Genomic DNA, 18937 nt, shown 5'->3' on the forward strand with positions numbered 1-18937 from the left:
TTCCACCCTGCGATCAGATTGCGGCCTCCTGCCCTGCCCTTTCCAGCGCTGCTGCGTCGAGGCGGTAGAACCAGATCAGCCCCGCCGCGGTCAGATTCGCCAGGATCGGCACACCGACCAACAGCACGTAAAGCGACAGCACAGCGCTCTCGGGCTGGTCGACGATCGCGCCGCCGGTGGTCGGGATATAGGCGCTGAAGGCCAGGAACCCGCCGATCAGTGCGGGCGCGACTGCAAAAGCGATCTTCTCGACAATTGCGTATACGCTGGCGAACATGCCCTCGCGGCGCAGCCCCGTGCGGTAGAAGTCGAACTGCATGGTGTCCGGGAGCATCGCCGTCCCAGCCAGTAGAATGCCCGCGCTGAAGACGCCGCGCATAAAGCCACGCGTCGCAAGCGTCCATGCCGTTTCCTCGACACCGGGCAGCAGCCAGGCGAGGTAGATCAGGCACTGCGCTAACAGACCGATGATATAGATCGGGCGCTTGCCCCAGCGGTTGATCGCCTTGACCCAGAGCGCCAGCGTACCGGCCAGCGCGATGTTCTCCGCCACGCTGAACCACACCTGCCCGACATAGCCCACCCGCGCGACGTTGAGCAGGAACAGGAGCTGCGTGCTGGCCGTCGCGGCCTGCCCGAACAGCAGGAACAGCTTGGCGCTCATCAGCAGGACGAACGGCCGGTTCGAAAGGACCATGCGCGCGTGCGCGAGCGGGCGGATCCGTGTTCCCGTCTCGACCCGCTCCTGCCGCCGCGCCTTGGCGGTGAACACGACCGTGAGCTGCGTGCTGCAGACGATGACGACCGCAAGGGTCAACCCCATCACCGCATATCCCCGCTCCCCGCGCCCGAACAGCGCGATCAACTGGGCGCCCCCGGCCACCGAGACGAGCTGCCCCACCGCGATAAAGAAGCTGCGCCACGAGATCAGTCCGGTGCGCGAAGACGCATCGTCAGTCATCTCGGCGGGCATGGCGATATAGGGGATGTTGAATAGCGAATAGCCGGTCGAATAGATCACCAGCAAAACCGCGAGACTAACGATCAGGCCGGTCCCCGTCGGCAGCAGCCACGGATTGAAGATCAGCGCGAAAGCGCCCGCGCCCATCAGGCTGCCCACGAACATGTAGGGACGGCGCCGCCCCCAGCGCGACTTTGTCCGATCGCTGGCGGCGCCGATGAGAATGTCCGCCACGATGTCGTAGAGCTTGGACCCGGTCAGAAGCATCCCGGCGATCGCGGGAGACAGCCCCAGTACCGTCGCCAGCATCGCCGGAAAGTACATCGAGATCGGGTTGAGCATGCACGAAACCCCCACCGTCCCGATCCCGAAGGCGAGCGAAAGCGAAAGCGGCAGTTCCGATTTGCGAGCGGGAGTGCGGACGGGCGCATGAGCGGGCGACGAGGGGTTCTTGGCAGCCATGCCGCATGAAGTGCTGCAATCGGTTCCGGCGCCAGCCCTCCCGGCAGTACTTATCGACTGTCGGTCAGTCGCGATCCGATCCGTGACCTTGAACGACCGAGCCTGCTACCTCGCTTTTGACACGGCAACCGAGCGCCGCAGGAGGCATTCAGCAAATCCATGGTGCAGATCATCCGCAGCTACGCGAAAGGGCGCTGGGGACAAGTGCATCTGCGCAGTTGCGGAGAGGCGCGAAGCGACGGCCCGCCGCCGCTCCTTTGCATCCATTCCACGCCGAGCAGCGGCGCGATGTGGGACGCGCTCCTGCCGCGCCTCGGCCGCGACCGATTGGTGATCGCACCCGATACGCCCGGCTACGGCATGAGCGATCCGCCGCCCGCCCCGGTGACGATCCGCGACTATGCCGAGGCGCTAGCCTCGCTTTGCGACGATCTCGGCCTTGAGCGGTTCGACATCGCCGGGTTCCACACCGGCTCTATCATCGCCACCGAACTGGCCAACCTGCATCCCACGCGCGTCCGCCGCGTCGTCGCCTTCGGACTTGCCGCCTACGACGCTGATGCCCGTGCCCAGCGCCTGGCGCGAATACGCGAGTTCTTTCCCGAGCCCGCCGCAAACCTCGTCCACATCGAGAAGCTCTGGGCCAGATTGACGGAACTCGCCGACCCGCGCCTCCAGCCCGAGGAAAGGCACATCGCGATGGCCGACAGCCTGCGGACCGGCGCCCGCCTGCCGTGGGGCTTCATGGCGGTCTACGACCACGACTTCATCGCCGCAATGCGCCGGGTCGCACAACCCGTGCTGGTGATGAACCCCGAGGACGACCTGTGGGCGCAGACCCATGCGCACTGGCGCGCTTACCCCGATGCGCGGCTTGTGGAACTACCGGGCGTAAAGCACGGCGTGCTCAAACTGGAGACCGACCGAGTCGAAGCTGAAATGCGCGCCTTCCTGAGTACGGAGCCGACATGCTGCTAAACCGCGACCGCGCCGACATGATCATGGATCGCGACGGACTGGCGGCGATCGTCGCCTCGACCCCGATCAACACCTACTACCTCAGTTCCTGGGCGACCGACGCCAGCTGGGGCTTTGGCGACCTGGCGCTCTGCGTGCTGCCGCGCGACCGTGCACTGCCCCCGGCAGTCATCACCGTGGAGGTCGACGCCGGCCAGCCACAGCAGCGGGACGGCACCTGGATGGAAATCGTGCGCGGCTACGCCCGCCGCCCCGGAATCGGCCCCGGCGGCACCCAGGCCGGTGCAGATACCAGTGGCCTGCCCTCCGACCACGCTACCGCCATCGCCGCATGGTTTGCAGAACTGGGGCTTGGCAACGCCGCCATCGGGTTCGAGGACCGCGGCCTGGGCGCCGATGTAGCCGTGCAGATGCCGGGGCTCAGGATCACCGATGCAAAGGATCTCCTGCGCGAGATTCGCATGGTCAAGACGCCGCAGGAACTCGCCTTCATGCGAGCGGCGGCACGCAAGACCGACGCCGCCATCGCCCTTTGCGCCGAAGCCATCGCCGCCGGAGCCACCTGCGCCGAGGCCGAGCGGGTGTTCTGGGCGGGGGTTCCGATGACGGGCGCGCGGCCGATGTTCCTGCTCATCACACCCTACCGGCCCGGCCAGGGCCGCCTGCCCAAGACCGCGCAGCTTCTGCCCGGCGACACCGTCACTTTCGACGCCACCGCCGAATACGCTCACTACACCAGCGACATCGGCCGTACCCTGGTGATCGGCGAGCCGAGCGCGGAGCAGCTGCGCTGCTACAACGCGACGCGAAAGGGCTGGCTCGCCTCGCTCGGCGCATTCCGCGCCGGCGCGCACTCCACCGAAGTCGAGGCCAGCGTCACTGCCGCGATCCAAGCGGCGGGCAATCCCGCGTACAAGGCATCGAACATCCATTCGGTCGGCCTCGAACACACCGACCACCCCCATCCCGGCAATGCCATGGCACCGTTCACGCTTGAAACCGGCATGGTGCTGAGCTGCGACTTGCCCTGGATCGGCCCTGAAGTGGGCAAGTTCCACTTCGAGGACCTCATCCTCCTCGGCAAGGACGGCGTCGAGATACTCAACCGGGCCGACAACCGGCTCATCGCCTGCATCGACGGCCGCACCGAGCACGTCGGATGACCGCAGGAAGGAAATAGGCATGCCCGTGACAAGCGCTCCCCGCCGCCAGATGATCTTCGCGACCTTCATCCACAACGCCGGCGCCCATCCCGGCGGGTGGCGCTTCGGCGACGGCGCCGCCGAAGACCTGCACGACTTCACCGTCTATGCCCGCCTTGCCAAAACAGCGGAACGCGGCAAGTTCCACTGCTACTTCTCCGGCGACGCGCAGGGCTATCACCACATTTCGGGGAGCGGTGCGTTCTCGGCCACCGACAACGCAGGCAAGCTGGAACCGACGACGCTGCTCGCTGCATTGTCGCAGGTGACCAGCTCGATCGGCCTGGTCTCCACTGCCTCGACTACCTACAACGAGCCTTACGCGATCGCCCGCCGCTTCGCCTCCCTCGACCACCTGACCGCTGGCCGCGCGGGCTGGAACGTGGTGACCTCCGCCACCGAGAACGAAGCGCGCAACTTCGGACGCGACCTCAACATGGACCACGACCAGCGCTATGAGCGCGCCGAGGAGTTTGTCGATGTCGTGCGCGGGCTATGGGATAGCTGGGAGGACGGCTCGATGGTCCGCGACAAGGCGGCAGGCCGCTACTTCGAACCGGCAAAAGTTCACGCGCTCAACCACAAGGGGCGCCATTTCAACGTCAGCGGCCCGCTCAACGTCGGCCGGCCGCCGCAGGGTCATCCGGTGATTGTGCAGGCCGGCGGGTCAGAGCCCGGTCGCGGGCTGGCAGCGCGTACGGCAGACCTCGTGTTCACCGCGCAGCCATCGATGGAGAAGGCGCAGGTCTTCTACGCTGACATGAAATCCCGCGCGCGCGGCTTCGGGCGCAACCCCGACCATGTGAAGATCATCCCCTCGATGCAGATACTGGTGCGCGCCACCGAGGAGGAAGCCCGGCGCGATACGCAGGCGCTGCTTGACCTCATCCCGCTCGAACTCGCAGTCGGCAAGCTGGAGATGCTGCTCGGCGACATCGACCTTTCCGGCGCGCCCCTCGACGGTCCGCTTCCCGACATCGGCCTCACCAACGCCGGCCAATGGGTGCAGCAGCAGATCATCGCCATGGCCCACGACGAGAACCTCACCGTCGAGCAGCTCGCCCGCCGCGTGTCGGTCTCGCGCGCCAGCTTCACGATGGCGGGCACGCCCGAGCAGGTCGCCGACATGTTCCAGGAGTGGTTCGAGGCAGAAGCCGGCGACGGATTTTCGATCTCACCCAACTACCTCGACGGCAACCTCGACGACATCGTCGACCTTGTGGTCCCGATCCTCCAGGCACGCGGCCTGTTCCGCACCGAGTACGAGGAAGGCACCCTGCGCGACAACCTCGGCCTGCCGCGCCCGGAAAACATGTTCGTCGCCGACCCCACGCTCGGCGGCGAACCTGACATCTGGAAGCCGCTCCACGTGGCTGCGCAATGAGCGCGCCCCTCATGCAACGCGCCTATTGTGACGGGCCATACGGCCAGATTCATTACCGGGTCGCGCGGCCGGCAGGCCCCGCCGCCCTGCCCCCGCTGCTGTGCCTGCACCAGACGCCCAAGTCCGGCTTCGACTACGAGCCGGTCATGCCGCTGCTGGCTGCGCAGGGCCGTGTCGTGCTGGCCCCGGACACCCCCGGCTACGGCGGCAGCGACGCCCCGCCCGCACCGATCGGAATTCGCGATTTCGGCCAGGTCATGGCCGGCTTCCTCGAAACGATGCGCGCTGACGGCGTGATCGGCGAAGGTCCGGTCGACGTCATGGGCTATCACACAGGCTCGGTCACCGCGACCGAGCTTGCGGTCTCCCGGCCGCGTCTGATCCGCCGCCTCGTGCTGGTCAGCCTCGCCGCCTACGAGGCGGAGGAACGCATCCGCCGCCTCGCTTCGATCGACCGCTTCCCGGTGCCGCGCCCCGACGCGGGCCACGTCGCAGACCTGTGGAAGCTCATGGAATCGATGCATGACACCCGCGTCGATCTCGACTGGAAGCATGCGTCACTGGCGGAACACCTCCGGCCCGGCAAGCGGCTGCCCTGGGGCTTCCGCGCCGTGTACGAATACGACTTCATCGGCGCGCTGGAGAACCTGCGCCAGCCGACGCTGCTGCTGTGCCCGCAGGACGACCTGTGGGACGTGACGCACCGCGAGGCGCATCGTATCCCCGACGCCCGCCTTGTTGAACTGCACGGCGCTGCTCACGGCTTCCTGAAAGTCGATGCGGAGGCCATCGCCGCCCGCATCGACAGCTTCCTGAAAGAGCGCTGAAACCCTGCCATGCCATCCCCCTTTCGCTTCTTTCTCGTTCCGGCGTTCGCCGTGCTTGGCCTCGCCTGCGCGGTGACGGGCGCCATGCAACCTGCCCTTGCCGATACGTATTCAGCGCCGTTCCAATTGACGACGATCGTCTCAACCGATCCCGTTACCATTCAGGGACCGCCCGGCGCCATCGTCATGCGCATCACCGCACCGGCAGGCGGCAAGGACCTCCCGGTGCTAGTCTTCGCCCACGGCGCCGCTCTCGGTCGATCCGATTACCGTCCGCTCGTCGAGGGCATTTCACGAGCTGGCTACATCGTCGTCCAGCCGGATTTCCCCGACGCCTCAACTGACGGCATCGCTCCCGCAGGATGGCCTGCCGACACCTGGCGCATACGCTACGATACTCTCGCCTGGATCGGCACCCACCTGCCCGGCATCCTGAAGCAAGTTCCCGGCCTTCCAGGCCGAGCTGACCTTACCCGCACCGCCGTCGCCGGCCACAGCTTCGGCGGCCATTCGGCGGCGCTGGCGATGGGCGCACGCGTCGAGGGCATGCCGGCTGAACCAGCTTTGCCCTACCGCGCAGCGGTGCTGCTCTCGGCGCCTGGCAACTGGGAAGGCCTGACGCCGACCTGGCAAGCGCGTGCGACCTACCTCAAAGTCGATTGGTCGGCGATGCGCGGCCCCGTTCTTATGGTGAACGGTACCGCCGATACCGGCCCGATGAGCAATCTGGGCGCGGCCTGGCACGATGATGGCTTCAGGCTCTCGGGCAAGGGCAGGAACACCTGTCTCATGCATATCGAAGGCGCCGGGCATTATCTCGGTGGTATCGATTCCGCGCTGCGCCCACCGGCCGGCGACACCACTGCCGATCGCCGCGCGACGGTATTGAGCGCAACCGTAGCCTTCCTCGACCACGCACTGGATCGCCAGACCGCGGCCGGGCGAGCGTGGCCGGAGCTACGCAACGGCCTCACCTGCAAGTAAGAAGGGCGCAAGCATGCTACTGAATCGGGAACGCGCCAACCTCGTGATGGACCGACACGGCCTTGACGGCCTGGTCGCCGCCTTTCCCGAGAACGTGTACTACCTGTCCGACTATTGGGGACCGATGTTCCTCATGTCGCGCAACTACACGCTCTATGCGTTTCTTCCGCGCGACGAGAGCGCACCGGCGGCGCTGATCATACCCGGCACCGGGGTCTATCACCTCGAACATTGCCCTACGTGGATGCCGAATGTTGCGACGTTCGTAACCCGCGTTGCGCCTCGTACCCCGCGCGATTTTGAATTCTCGACCGAGGAACTCGATCTCGACCGGATGGTGACGGCAGTCGATACGAACACCCCACTCACCCCCTATCCCACGCGCCCCGGCGCCGAAATGGCCCCACGCGACCTGCAATTACTGGAGCGTTACGCGGAGCATCAGGGCAGGTCGGAGGCCACCGCCACCCGCGCGCTCGCCCGCGCCATCGATGACGCGGGCCTTACTCACGGCAGGCTCGGCTTCGACGATCCGCGCGTACTGGGCTGGCTGCACGACATCGGCCAGACCGCTCTTACCGGAATCGACGCGCTCAACATTTTCAAGGAAATCCGCATGGTGAAAAGCCCTGCGGAAATCGACCTCCTTCGCATCGCCGGGCAGAGGGGCGAGGAGGTGCTCGACGGTGTGATCGAGCGTATGGAAGTTGGCATGCCGCTCGCCGCGATCGGCGACATCCATGCCCGGCTTGCGGCCGAACGCGAATGCCGGTCGGAATGGATCATCGCCAATATCCGCGGGCTGGCGACGGGCGCGGTCGAGGCTGGCGAACTGATCAAACTCGACAGCGTTGTCAGCTACAAGCAGTATAGAGGGGATGTCGGCCGCTCTGTATTCTTCGGCGAGCCGGATGCCGAGATGCTCCGCCGCTCCGAAGCCGTCAGCCGCGCGCTGGAGATCGCTTATGCCGAGATCCGCCCCGGGCGCAGTTTCAAGGAGATCGTCGATCTCACTCTCGCTGCCGTTCACCGTGAGGGCTTTCCTGGATTCGTCATCGCCGGGCCGCACAGCGTCGGCCTGGAACACACAGACCATCCGGTCTCCGTCGGTGCCGAAATGCCCGGCCATCACCCACTGGTATTCGAAGAGAATATGGTCTTCACTCTCGACATGCCCTATCACGAATTCGGATGGGGAACGACCCATGTCGAGGACATGATGATAGTTCGCAATCATGGATGCGAAGCCATTACTTCGCTCAATACAAATTTACGCATCAAGCCGATTTAATTTGACCGGCCCCCACTGAATGGTCCGTACTGATTGTTAGTGCATTGTTGCCTCCGTTGCCATTGCCACCTGAAAGTGGAGCGAAGCGGGACTGGAAGGCGGCATGGCGGAGAAGCTGTTTCCGGAGCCGGCAGTCGGTAGCCAAGTACTGAGGGGACGGACCGTGTTGTAGTGCTTCCGCCAGGCCTCGATCAGCACCTGTGCCGCAGCAAGGCTGTAAAAGATTTCGCCGTTAAGTCGTTCGTCGCGAAGGGACCCGTTGAAGCTTTGGTTGTAGCCATTCTCCCAGGGTGATGCCGGGGTGATGTAGAGCGTCGTCACACCGACCTGCGCCAGCCATTTCTGGACGGTCGTCGCGATAAATCCGCTGCCGTTACCGGATCTGATATTGGCAGGCGGGCCGCGCGCGATAAACAGGTTCGCCAGACCGCCAACACGGCTTCGTATTTGATCCACCTCGCCACGATCAAAGCGAGGCATTCGCGGCTGGCCTCAACGATGATAGTCAGGATGCGGAACTTACGGCCATCATGGGTGCGGCCCTCAACCAAGTCGTATGCCCAGACATGTCCTGAATACTCCGGCCGCAGCCGGATACACGAGCCATCATTCAGTCATAACCGGCCCCGCCTGGGCTGCTTTTGCGGCACCTTCAGGCCCTCGCGCCGCCAGATACGCTCGACCCGCTTGCGGTTAACCGTCCATCCCGCATCGCGCAGCAGCGCCGTCGCCGCGCGGGGCTCAGAAGTTTCTCCGGGCAGCCTCCTGCAGGATCAGCTTGTCGAACGTCAGGTCGAGATCGCTCGCCGCAGCCGCAGAGTCTCCTTCACCAGATCCTTCATCCGCCGAGCCTGGTCGGTCTTCAGCCCGCCATATTCCTTGCACCAGCGATAATCAGTCTGCTCGGTAACCGCGATCCGCCGAAACGCATCACTGCGCCAGCAAAGCTTCGTCCGGATAGCTTGCGACCAAGGGCCAGAGCACGCGGTCGGCGAGTACGTTGCAAAAATACTCGTCCACTCGCGCGATCAGTCCATCCTGCATGGTGAAAATGAAGCAGTACTGGTTGTGGTAGGCTGTGCCATCGGGTGTAGTCGCATTGCCCTCGCACTCCACAATCACGCAATCATCACCCTCGATGACGCGCGAGACTGCAAGGCGCAGGCCGCCGGGCAGCAGATCGTTGAACGCCTCGATCGTCCCCACCATGACCTCTCGAGATCGAACACCGGCGAAGTGTCCGAACCCTTTTGAGATCGTGTACGCCTCCGGTGCAAGGACAGGATCGGCAAGCGAGCGATCGGCCTTGGACATTGCTTCTATGAATTGTAGCGCGGCGGCCCTGTTGATCGACACCATAATGAATCACTCCCCATACATGCGGCTCACTGGAACTTGGCGCTGATTTCCACCCCATAAGTTGCGGGCTTGTTCCAGTTCGCGCCGATACCGTAGTTGGTATACTGAGCCCCGACCTTGAACCGGCCGTTGGTGACATTATCGCCCCAGAGGGCAAAAGTGTACCTGTCGCTGGGGTCCGTCCATTGAACTCGCAGCGAGAGCGTCTCATAGCCTCCCTGACGAAACTGTATCCCGGAAGGTCCGTAATGGAATTCCGAGGAGTGATAGAAATTGCCCGAGAGAGCCAACTCCCCTTCCGCCACCGTCGCGGCATAGCGCGCGCCCAGGTTCGCGGTGAACGCCGGCGTGCGTTGCATCGGAACGTTGTCGAGATCGGTGCTGACTATGACGAAGGTGGTGAAGCTGGCGGCACAGGCACTCTGGATCGCCTGCGATAGCGCAGCGCAGTTCGTGTAGATGGGCGCATTGGCGAATTTCTTGTAACGCGCGTGCGTCCACGCCGCGCCGCCGTTCAGCTGCAGGCCCTCTACGATCTCGTAACGGAACTGCCCGTCCAGGCCATAGATTTGCGACTTCGCCGCGTTGACGACCTCAGCCGTCCCTGCCTTGTACAGCGAGACCTGCAGGTCCTTGTAGTCGTAATAGAAGCCGGCCAGTTCGATACTCAGGCCGCCGATGGCGTACTTGCCACCGATCTCGAATGCCTTGATGGTTTCTGGCTTGATGTTGTTACATACGAAGGGTGCGTTCTGGCACGAGCCGCCCACATCGATGATCGCCGCCTTGTAGCCTTTCGTGAATGAGGCGTAGAGGCTGGCTTCATCGCTAGGCTTATACCGCAGTACGAAGCGCGGCGTGAGCCGGTTGCTTGAGATGCTGGGAACCGCCACATCGGTGCCGCCGCCGGGCGGATTCCAGTATGCGTCGACCACCTTGTCCTTCGCGTAGCGGGCGCCGGCTGTGACGAACAGTTGCGGGTTGATCTCATAAGTCGCGTCGAGGAATCCCGCATAGCTCCTCGTGGTCGTGCTCGATCCTCCAATCCGGATGCGCGCCGCGTCCGAATTGCCGAAGTTATCGAGGTAGGTAATGTAGCGATCCTTGTTGCTGAAATAGAACAAGCCCGCAGTCCACTGCAACGGCGTTCCCGGCTTGGACGTGAAAAGCAATTCCTGGCTTTTGGTCCGGTTGATGTTGGGCAGCCCGAACTGCAGAAGATCGACACCGGAATAATCCAGATCGAGTGACGAATCGGTATTCTCATGCCGATACTGAGTATAGGAAGTCAGATCAGCGATGCCGAGGTCGGCTTTGACTGTCATCTGATAGACGTCGCTTTTTGATCGGAAGAACTCCGGAACCGAGCCGGACGCAATCTCATTCGGACGATAGGTGTATTGGCCCGGCAGAGCATAGGCTGGCTGCCCCGCACCGAACTCCCGGTCATTCCAGCTATTGGCAAGCACCGAGGAGGGATCGTCAACGTCGCTGTGCTGATAACGAAGCAGGACGCTGATGCCGTCGATAGGATCGATCTTGAGACCGGCCCTGACTGCCCAGTTTTCGTAGTCGCCCACTCTCTGGCCCGATTGGATATCACGCTGCCACCCGTTGCCGGACCTGTAGAGACCCTCGACATCGACAGCGACCCCCTCGGCGAGCCCTGTGGTTACATAACCCTGCAGCTTGAGCTCGTCGAAGCGCCCGTAGCTTGTCTTGAACAGGGCGGACGTATTCTCGCTCGGCTCGGATGTCTGAACCAGGATTGCGCCGCCCGTGGTGTTACGTCCAAACAGGGTTCCCTGTGGTCCCTTTAGAACCTGGATGCTCTGCAGATTGAGAAGGTCGAAATCGGCAGCCAGGGGGTTGGGCGAGTAGAAGCCATCGATATAGATACCGACGTTGCTGCCGCCGCCCGAGGTCACGTTCGAAGTGCCGACACCGCGGATAGTGGGCTGGAAGAAGCCACTGGAAAAGTCGAAGCGAACGCCTGGAGTAATCTTGGATATGTCGGAAATCTCGGCGATTCTGGCAGTCTCAAGCTGTTCACTGCTGAGGGTCGCCACCGAGATCGGTACGTCAACCGAACGTTCCTGCCGGCGCTGCGCAGTGACGACGATCTCTCCGGCCGTAGAAGCTTTCGCACTACCGCCAGAGCTATCTTCCTGCGCGAAAAGCTCGGTCGGTGCCAGCACGATCAGGAACGATACGGCCAGAAGGGCCGAGCTGCCGAGCAGTTTGGAATTCGTCATGATTTTCCCTCTCCCTTGTGCCCCGGCAAAGACTGCCCGCTTGGTGCGGGCCATGTTTCCTTTGACGGGCTTCTTTTGCAGTTGCTCCCGAACTCGAACAGCTAACGACCTGAGCCAGCACCGACTTTTCGGCCTTTAGCAGCGGCATCACCTTTTCTGCGAAGGCTCCGTTTGCTCGTAGACACCCCCGCAAGGCATGCCGCCGAAGCTGACATTGGCGATGATCTCGTAGTTGCTGACGTAGTCCTTTGTGCGCCTTGTCCGGGCCACCGGCCGTGGCCGACATCCCGCCTATGCAGGCGTACGCGGCGAAGCTCGGCAGCGACTTGCAGTGCGGCTTAACGAACTCGTGATGGCCTGCGATCTGAAAGAACTGAGCCACAAAGTCGAAGCCTTCTGGCCCTCCCCTTTCTGAAGCTCCCGTGAAGTACATGCTTACATGTTTTGTTTTATATAGTCCACTTGGTATGTTTAATTGGAGCAGTCGTCAAGCGGCCTGAAAGGCTTTTTCCGTGCAGTCAGATGTAGCGCCCGCCATTCACCCCTATAACCTGGCCCGTCACGAAACCGGCCTCTTCCGACGCGAGCCAAGCGACAGCGCCCGCGATATCCTCAGGACGGCCCTCGCGGCGGATCGGCCCCGCCTGCACTTCCGCCTCGCGCGCCATGGGCTGCTTGCCGGCCGCGAAAGAGTTGTCCGACATGATGGTGCCGGTGATGAATCGCGGCGGAACCACATTGAACGTGATCCCGGCCGGACCGAACTCATGTGCGAGTGCGCGCGTCATGCCGATCATGCCAGCTTTTGATGCCGCATAGTGCGCCATATCCTTGGCGCCGGCCTGCGCTGCCATCGAGGATATATTGATCACGCGCCCCCATTGCGCGGCGATCATGCCTGGCAATACGGCCTGCGTGACAATGAAGGCGCCCGTGAGATTGACCCTCATCATGTGATCCCACAGGGCGTCATCGATCTCGAGAAACGGTTTGAAGCCTGGAATCCCGGCGTTGTTCACCGTGATCGCGATGGGCCCGAACCTGTCGTGCAGCTGGGCGACGGCTCCCCTGACCTGGTCGCGATCAGTAATATCGGCGCCAAGCGCGATAGCTTCGCCTCCCGCCTCAGCGATTGAGTCTACGGTTCCGGAACAGCGATCCACGTCCAGATCGAGTACTCCGACCGCTATCCCATCACGCGCCAATCGCAGGGCGCTCGCGGCGCCGATCCCCGCCGCGGCGCCGGTCACGAGTGCAACCTTGCGTACCATCAGTCCCCATCCTCTCTCATGCCGGGCCCTCGCCGGGATGCCACTAGGCGAAGGCTTCTTCACCCAGCAGCGTTGTGCGATGCATGACCCGGCCACTATCGAACGGGTAGGGTTCGGCACGGTGCAGAACACCCGTGTTGTCCCAGATCAGCAGATCACCCGGCGTCCACTCGTGCCAGTAAGTGAACTGGGGCTGGGTCACCCATTCAAGCAACTCGGCGAGCAGAGCGTCGCTCTCCTCTCTGTTCATGCCGACCACGTGCGAGGCATGGCAGCCTATGACCAACGACTTGCGGCCGCACTGATGCGTCCAGACCAAGCTATGCGTCTTTTCGGGAATGCTGCGCCAATATGCCACGTTGGCATCGGTGCGCCCGACATCCGCGCGCATCATCGATACCTCGAAGCTGTGTACCACCCGCAGCCCTTCCAGCCGCACCTTCATGTCCCTCGGCAATGCCTCGTAGGCTGCATATGAGTTGGCGAAGCCCGTCTGTCCGCCCACCTGAGACAGCTTGCGCCCGGTAAGCAGCGAAGCGAAGACCGGGACGTCATCGTGCGTTCCGTCCATATGCCAAAGGAACGAGCCCTTCAGGTACTCGGCCTGTGCGTTTACCTCGTTGTCCAGAGTTACCTTGAAAATGCCCTTTTGACCTTCCGGGCGCAGCTTGCCCATCATGCCTGCGAGTTGCACCTGCTGCTCGTCTTCGAGGTGCAAAGCCCGGAACACCAGCACACCTCGCTCGACGAGAAGCTGCCGAAGCTGTCCGCCCACGACAGGGTCGAGCAGATCATTCGGCCTGCAAAAGACCTGCGATCCAATCGTGGGCGTAAGATTTTCTGCTTGGACGGCCATTTGGCTCCTCTCCCACTGACGGCTATTGCCTGCTTGCGACTTTTATAATGCCACTTGGCCTATTTTGATAGCGCCGAGAGGAAGGCTGTCAAGTACGCGTCGTCAGTCGTTGAACCTTCAGGTCGTTTTCAGATTCTTGAGCCATTCATGCAGCGCACGTACATTCACCAAGCCGCGCGCCCGGCGATCAAGGTGTCGACCATCCCCTCAACCCAATCTTCCCGCTCAACTCGAGGCACCGGATTGTCGCGCAGGAAGGCGTAGCCATACCACCCACGCAGGAGCAGGATGAAGCACTCCGCCGGTACGTTCGGGCGCCGGCACGCAATCCCCTCGGCTACTGCACATTCGGCGATGAACGCGCTGATCTGCTCGATCCCGACTCGCGTGCTCTGCATGGCCGCGCGGGCGATTTCGGGAAACAGGTTCGCAGCCCCGTAGATGAGGCGATTAACGTCCAGGAGATCGCCTTCAAGACTGTAGGACAAGGCCCGGTTCGCGTAAGCGACCAAGCCTCCCTTCAAGTCTGGAACACCCCGCGTCTCAAGCGAGGTGATTGCCCCCATACGATCGATCTGCTGCGTCATGATCGCCTGGAACAAGGCTTCCTTGGTGGCGAACCGCGCCTGCAGCGTCGTGCGTGCAACTTGCGCCTCCTTGGCGATCCTACGCATCGAAGCGCCCCCATAGCCCTCGCGAATGAACTCCGCGAGCGCAGCCGCGAGCAAAGCGTTCTCTATTTCGACCGCGTCTTCACTTGTCGGGCGACCACGCGACCGAGCCACACTGACCGGTGCCAGTCCGGAACGAGTAGGTTGTATCTTATTGGCGCGCTTTGCCGCTGCCTGCGTCGTCTCTGCCATTCACTACCTCTAGCAGGAAAAAGCGGCGGCTCGATAGGTGCGCGGCGCGCGTGGCCTCTGGATGCAGTCGGGGGCTTGTGAATAAAGAGACCACGTGGCATGTTTGCGTCTGGCCAGGTACGCGAGACCGGCCTGGGAGACCAAAAACAATGGACATGGACAAGCCCGGCCGGCTGGTGGACGAAGGTCCGCGGATCGCAGATATCGATTTTTCGGGCTTCCTGATGCAGGTTCCCAGCGACCGCTACTACTCACAGGAATTCTCGAAGCAGGAGCGCGAACGCCTTTGGATGCGAACCTGGCAAATCGCCGGTCGCTGCGATGATTTGCCCAATACGGGGGACTGGTTCGAATACCGGCTGTTCGATCAATCGTGGATCATCGTGCGAGGCCGCGATCATAAACTGCGCGGCTTCGTAAACGCCTGCCGACACCGTGGAAACGCCTTCTGCCAGGGCGAAGGGCACGCCGCGCGCTTCACTTGCCCTTACCACAACTGGTCGTACGGGCTGGACGGCAAGCTGCTCGCAGTGCCCCGGCCCGATTTCGACGGTTCTTTGGAAGAATTCGTTGGCCAGAAGTCCGAACTGGGCCTCATCGAAGTACCCGTGGCCGCTTTCGCCGGCTTCATCTTCCTGAATCCGGATCGCGGAGCAGGCCCGCTTCATGACTTTCTGGGTGAGGCCGTCGAACTGCTGGCGCCCTACCGAATGGAGGAGATGATCCCGCACGGCTTCAACGTCCGTGAGACTATCGCCTGCAACTGGAAGGTGATCATGGACGCCTTTCAGGAAGGCTACCACATCCAGGGCGTGCATCCCGAACTCGTGGCAGCCATGGACGAATCTGAAGAACGCTATCGGTTCTTTGGCGATCACAGCGTTGCCACGGCGCCGTTCGGTGCCTCCAATCTCGCCGACAGCGACTTGAGGGAGCAGATTGCCGCGATCCATAGCCTGCCAGCAACCTTTCCGGCTGTGGCAGATTCCTTGCCGCGCTTCGATGAACTGGTGAACGCCTGCAGCGGCCCCGATGGTGCGCTGCCTACGGCGCTGGATGTCCCGCTTCGATCGCTGCTCCAGCAAGCGATGCGTGAAACCTGGAGCGCCAAGGGGCTCGACGTCAGCGGGCTCACCGACACCCAGCTAAGCGACAATCACTTCTGGATCCTGTTCCCGAATTGCTTCGTGACGATCCACGCGGGTGAATGCACGGTCATCATGTCGTTCCCGCATGAGAGCGGCGATCCCAATCGTTGCTACTGGCATGTGCAGAACCTGCAGTGGTTCCCGCCGGAACAGCGCGCCGAGAAGCGGACTTCTCTGACACAGGTTCCCGAAGGCGAACACTACCCGTACTTCCTCGCTCTCGAGCAGGACTACGAGCAGATGCAACACCAGCAGCGTGGTTTGCGCAATTCAAGCCAGCAGTTCCTCACGCTGACGCGGCAGGAAGTGCGGCTCGCCCACTTCCACGCTGCGGTGGCGAGTTGGATGGAGCACGAAGGGCAGCGCAAAGCATAAGCTGCAGCATCAAACAGAAGTTTAGACGGGAGGGAATAGTTTTGGAAATCATCACTGCAACCGAGACCGGGAGCCACAAGGGCGCGCTTACAAAGATTGTCGACGCCTACTGCGAAGCGCATGCTCGCTTGACCGCACAAGGCGTCACTTCACCTTCCGATTGGGCTCCACTGGGTGAGTACATCGACGTCTCCCAGTTCAAACGGGTCGGAGCTTATCTTGAGGAGTTGAACTGGAAAGAATACTGTCAGTTTCTCACTGACTGGGCGGGCGGAACCCGTTTTGAAATGACGGTTTTCCGTATAACCGAGGCGGGCCGCATCGTCGTGCAGGAAATCGAAGAGCGGCATTATCGGGGCGACGAGTTCATCCGCAAAAACGTCATCGCTCTCTATGTATTCAGCGATGAAAACAAAATCGTCCATCTCGACATCTATGAGCAAGCGAAAGATTCCGGACGCTGGATCATGGAGGCCGCCGAGGCAGCCATGACCTAGCTGTCCGGTCGCGAAACCTCATTGGCATAATTGATCATCTCATCGACCTTGGGTAGCAGGTCGTTGTTGTTCGCTGGCTTGTAGCTGGGGTTTGCGAGGCGGCCATTGCGCTCGATCCGCTGGCGAAATGGCATCGATCGGCGAAAGTCCGGAAAGAACGCGCTTTCGTAGCCAGTTGCAGCATGGTTGAATCCGATAAGCAGCGTTTCGAGATCGGGGTGGCCTTAGCGCTTGGCGGCGACACTCGCCGGCTCAGTGGATCGGGCGATCTCCGCTCGCATTGCAGGCGTCGTTCGCGCCTGGAGGTGTATCTGCATCATCACAGCACCTCATCGCTGACGGGGGTAAAGCGCCACGCGTCATCCGCGATAGCCCAGCCTACCTGATCCCAATGACATTCCCCAACCAGACAGCTGGGTACATTTGGCCTCCATCACGCCTTTGCCGGAACCCTCTATCGAGCAAAGCGTATTGAAATCGTACATACATCGGTTGGCGAGTATGGGCGACGGAGGTTAGCTTGCGCAAAGCGTTGACATTCAGATTTGATCCGGACCTTTCTGAGCGGGCACGGCAGCCTGCTCGGCCCGACTGTCGCTCACTGACCAATTTTGCCGAAACCGCTCTCCGGTACTCGATCGAACACTCTGCCGCGCAGCATCCGGCGAGCGATCGCTCGGCGTGATAGGCGATGTATTACTTGCGCGGCGAAGCGAACGGGTTGACAGGAAAGGACACGGAGAACTTGAAAGCAAATTGTGAAACGGGCGTCTCCGGACTCGATGAAATCCTCGCCGGAGGCCTCGCAAAAAGCCGGCTATTTCTGATCGAGGGAAGCCCCGGCACCGGCAAGACGACCATCGCGAGCCAGTTTCTAATGGCAGGCGTCGATGCTGGTGATAAGGTTCTCTACATCACATTGTCGGAGACCGAGGAAGAGCTGCGTGATGGTGCGGCTTCGCATGGCTGGACCTTTGGCAATGGCTTTGAGGTATTCGAACTGGTCCCGCCTGAAAGCCTACTCGACGAGCAGCAGCAGCAAAGCCTGCTCTATTCGTCCGACCTTGAACTGGGCGAGACCACAAAACGTATCTTTGAGGCGTTCGAGCGGATCAAGCCCTCCCGCGTGGTACTCGACAGCTTGTCCGAGATTCGGCTGCTCGCGCAAAGTTCGCTGCGTTACCGACGCCAGATCCTGGCGCTGAAGCATTATTTTTCGCGCCATGCGTCCACCGTCCTGATGCTCGATGATATGACGGCCGACGTAATGGACAAGACCGTCCACAGTGTGGCGCACGCCGTCATCCGGCTGGAGGAACTCTCTCCCACCTATGGCGCTGAACGACGCCGAATGCGGGTACTCAAATATCGTGGCCGGAAATATCGCGGCGGATATCACGACTTTGTAATCGACACCGGGGGCATCCGTGTGTTTCCAAGACTGGTCTCGGCTGAGCATCGCTCGGACTTCAAGCGTGAAACGGTGCCGATCGGCGACACGCAGCTTAACAAGCTGCTTGGCGGTGGGTTTGAGCGCGGAGCCAGCAATCTGATCCTGGGGCCGGCCGGCACCGGTAAGTCGCTGCTGACGCTGAGCTTCGTCAAATCCGCAGTCGAACGCGGCGAGACCGCTGCCATGTTTGTGTTCGACGAGGAGCTTGGGCTGCTGTTCGATCGCTCGAAGGGCCTGGGTATAGATTTGCAGGCGATGGTGGACAGCAAGAGGCTGGTGATCGAGCAGATCGACGCCGCCGAATTGACGCCCGGCGAATTTTCCGAGCGTGTCCGCATCTGCGTCGAGAAGTTCGGAGCGCGAACGGTCGTGGTCGACAGTTTGAACGGTTACCAGGCTGCCATGCCTGAAGAGCAGGCGTTGATCCTGCACATGCACGAACTGTTGCAATATCTGAACCGCCAGGGTGCGACGACCTTCTTGACGGTCGCCCAGCATGGACTGGTCGGCGATATGAAATCGCCGGTTGATGTGACTTATCTCGCCGACACGGTGATCCTGCTGCGTTATTTTGAAGCGATGGGCCGTGTGCGGCGCGCTATTTCGGTCGTCAAGAAGCGCACCGGCTCGCATGAGGATACGATCCGCGAATTCATGATCGGTTCTAATGGCATTACGCTTGGCGAACCACTTACCGCCTTCCAGGGTGTATTACGCGGTGTTCCCAACCTTGTCGGCGATACCGGCCTTCTCGATGCGACCAAGGCGTGA

Annotated in this window: 15 protein-coding genes and 2 pseudogenes; 9 read left to right on the forward strand and 8 right to left on the reverse strand. The window is 62.0% G+C overall.

All coding sequences use genetic code 11. The features are described 5' to 3' along the window. Positions 1 to 13 precede the first annotated feature (13 nt). Positions 14 to 1423 (reverse strand): MFS transporter, encoded by a 1410-nt coding sequence (locus GVL61_RS17925; protein WP_159982031.1) that lies wholly within the window; start codon positions 1421 to 1423, stop codon positions 14 to 16. A 159-nt stretch (positions 1424 to 1582) separates the two neighbouring features. Between GVL61_RS17925 and GVL61_RS17930 the strand changes: the two genes are divergently transcribed. Genes GVL61_RS17930 through GVL61_RS17955 form a run of 6 tightly spaced genes read left to right on the forward strand, consistent with a single transcriptional unit; the run spans position 1583 to position 8089 of the window. Next, positions 1583 to 2401 carry an alpha/beta fold hydrolase gene (locus tag GVL61_RS17930; RefSeq protein ID WP_159982032.1) on the forward strand — a complete coding sequence of 273 codons (819 nt, stop codon included), beginning with the start codon at positions 1583 to 1585 and terminating at the stop codon, positions 2399 to 2401. Continuing rightward, complete coding sequence (locus tag GVL61_RS17935; RefSeq protein ID WP_159982033.1) at positions 2392 to 3564, forward strand: Xaa-Pro peptidase family protein; 1173 nt, start codon at positions 2392 to 2394, stop codon at positions 3562 to 3564. Before GVL61_RS17930 ends, GVL61_RS17935 begins: the two co-directional genes overlap by 10 nt. A 19-nt stretch (positions 3565 to 3583) precedes the next feature. Further along, positions 3584 to 4987, forward strand: a complete 1404-nt coding sequence (locus GVL61_RS17940; protein WP_200844841.1) for an LLM class flavin-dependent oxidoreductase — start codon at positions 3584 to 3586, stop codon at positions 4985 to 4987. Between the two features lie 11 nt (positions 4988 to 4998). Then, entirely contained in the window at positions 4999 to 5814 is an 816-nt protein-coding gene (locus tag GVL61_RS17945; protein WP_159982034.1) for an alpha/beta fold hydrolase, read from the forward strand. Between the two features lie 9 nt (positions 5815 to 5823). Next, a complete protein-coding gene (locus tag GVL61_RS17950; protein WP_159982035.1) occupies positions 5824 to 6798 on the forward strand; it encodes a hypothetical protein in 975 nt (324 codons plus the stop codon). A gap of 13 nt (positions 6799 to 6811) precedes the next feature. Then, positions 6812 to 8089 carry a Xaa-Pro peptidase family protein gene (locus tag GVL61_RS17955; RefSeq protein ID WP_159982036.1) on the forward strand — a complete coding sequence of 426 codons (1278 nt, stop codon included), beginning with the start codon at positions 6812 to 6814 and terminating at the stop codon, positions 8087 to 8089. Positions 8090 to 8125: 36 nt separating this feature from the next. Here the strand turns inward: GVL61_RS17955 and GVL61_RS17960 are convergent. The 6 genes and pseudogenes from GVL61_RS17960 to GVL61_RS17985 form a co-directional block, all read right to left on the reverse strand. Then, a pseudogene (locus GVL61_RS17960) lies at positions 8126 to 9024 on the reverse strand (IS3 family transposase); the annotation flags it as partial. Further along, positions 9020 to 9448: a nuclear transport factor 2 family protein gene (locus tag GVL61_RS17965; protein WP_159982037.1), complete on the reverse strand. Its 429-nt coding sequence runs from the start codon at positions 9446 to 9448 to the stop codon at positions 9020 to 9022. The pseudogene GVL61_RS17960 and the gene GVL61_RS17965, both read right to left, overlap by 5 nt. A gap of 26 nt (positions 9449 to 9474) precedes the next feature. Beyond that, positions 9475 to 11757, reverse strand: coding sequence for a TonB-dependent receptor (locus tag GVL61_RS17970; RefSeq protein ID WP_235037769.1), 2283 nt, complete (start codon positions 11755 to 11757; stop codon positions 9475 to 9477). 464 nt (positions 11758 to 12221) lie between these two features. Then, positions 12222 to 12974, reverse strand: a complete 753-nt coding sequence (locus tag GVL61_RS17975) for an SDR family NAD(P)-dependent oxidoreductase (protein ID WP_200844842.1) — start codon at positions 12972 to 12974, stop codon at positions 12222 to 12224. 43 nt (positions 12975 to 13017) lie between these two features. After that, positions 13018 to 13830, reverse strand: coding sequence for a TauD/TfdA family dioxygenase (locus GVL61_RS17980; RefSeq protein ID WP_159982038.1), 813 nt, complete (start codon positions 13828 to 13830; stop codon positions 13018 to 13020). Positions 13831 to 13994: 164 nt separating this feature from the next. Further along, positions 13995 to 14693: a TetR/AcrR family transcriptional regulator gene (locus GVL61_RS17985; protein ID WP_159982039.1), complete on the reverse strand. Its 699-nt coding sequence runs from the start codon at positions 14691 to 14693 to the stop codon at positions 13995 to 13997. A gap of 149 nt (positions 14694 to 14842) precedes the next feature. On the opposite strand from GVL61_RS17985, the gene GVL61_RS17990 reads away from it, so the two are divergent. Together GVL61_RS17990 and GVL61_RS17995 are read left to right on the forward strand one after the other, a co-directional pair. Further along, positions 14843 to 16216, forward strand: a complete 1374-nt coding sequence (locus GVL61_RS17990) for an SRPBCC family protein (protein ID WP_200844843.1) — start codon at positions 14843 to 14845, stop codon at positions 16214 to 16216. Between the two features lie 41 nt (positions 16217 to 16257). Further along, positions 16258 to 16713, forward strand: a complete 456-nt coding sequence (locus GVL61_RS17995) for a hypothetical protein (RefSeq protein WP_159982040.1) — start codon at positions 16258 to 16260, stop codon at positions 16711 to 16713. On the opposite strand, the pseudogene GVL61_RS25075 reads toward GVL61_RS17995, so the two are convergent. Continuing rightward, a pseudogene (locus GVL61_RS25075) lies at positions 16710 to 16937 on the reverse strand (IS481 family transposase); the annotation flags it as partial. The gene GVL61_RS17995 and the pseudogene GVL61_RS25075 overlap by 4 nt on opposite strands. Positions 16938 to 17458: 521 nt before the next feature. On the opposite strand from GVL61_RS25075, the gene GVL61_RS18005 reads away from it, so the two are divergent. Next, positions 17459 to 18937 (forward strand): ATPase domain-containing protein, encoded by a 1479-nt coding sequence (locus GVL61_RS18005; protein ID WP_235037774.1) that lies wholly within the window; start codon positions 17459 to 17461, stop codon positions 18935 to 18937.

Source organism: Novosphingobium sp. 18050, assembly GCF_902706195.1.
In the GTDB taxonomy this organism is placed as follows: domain Bacteria; phylum Pseudomonadota; class Alphaproteobacteria; order Sphingomonadales; family Sphingomonadaceae; genus Novosphingobium.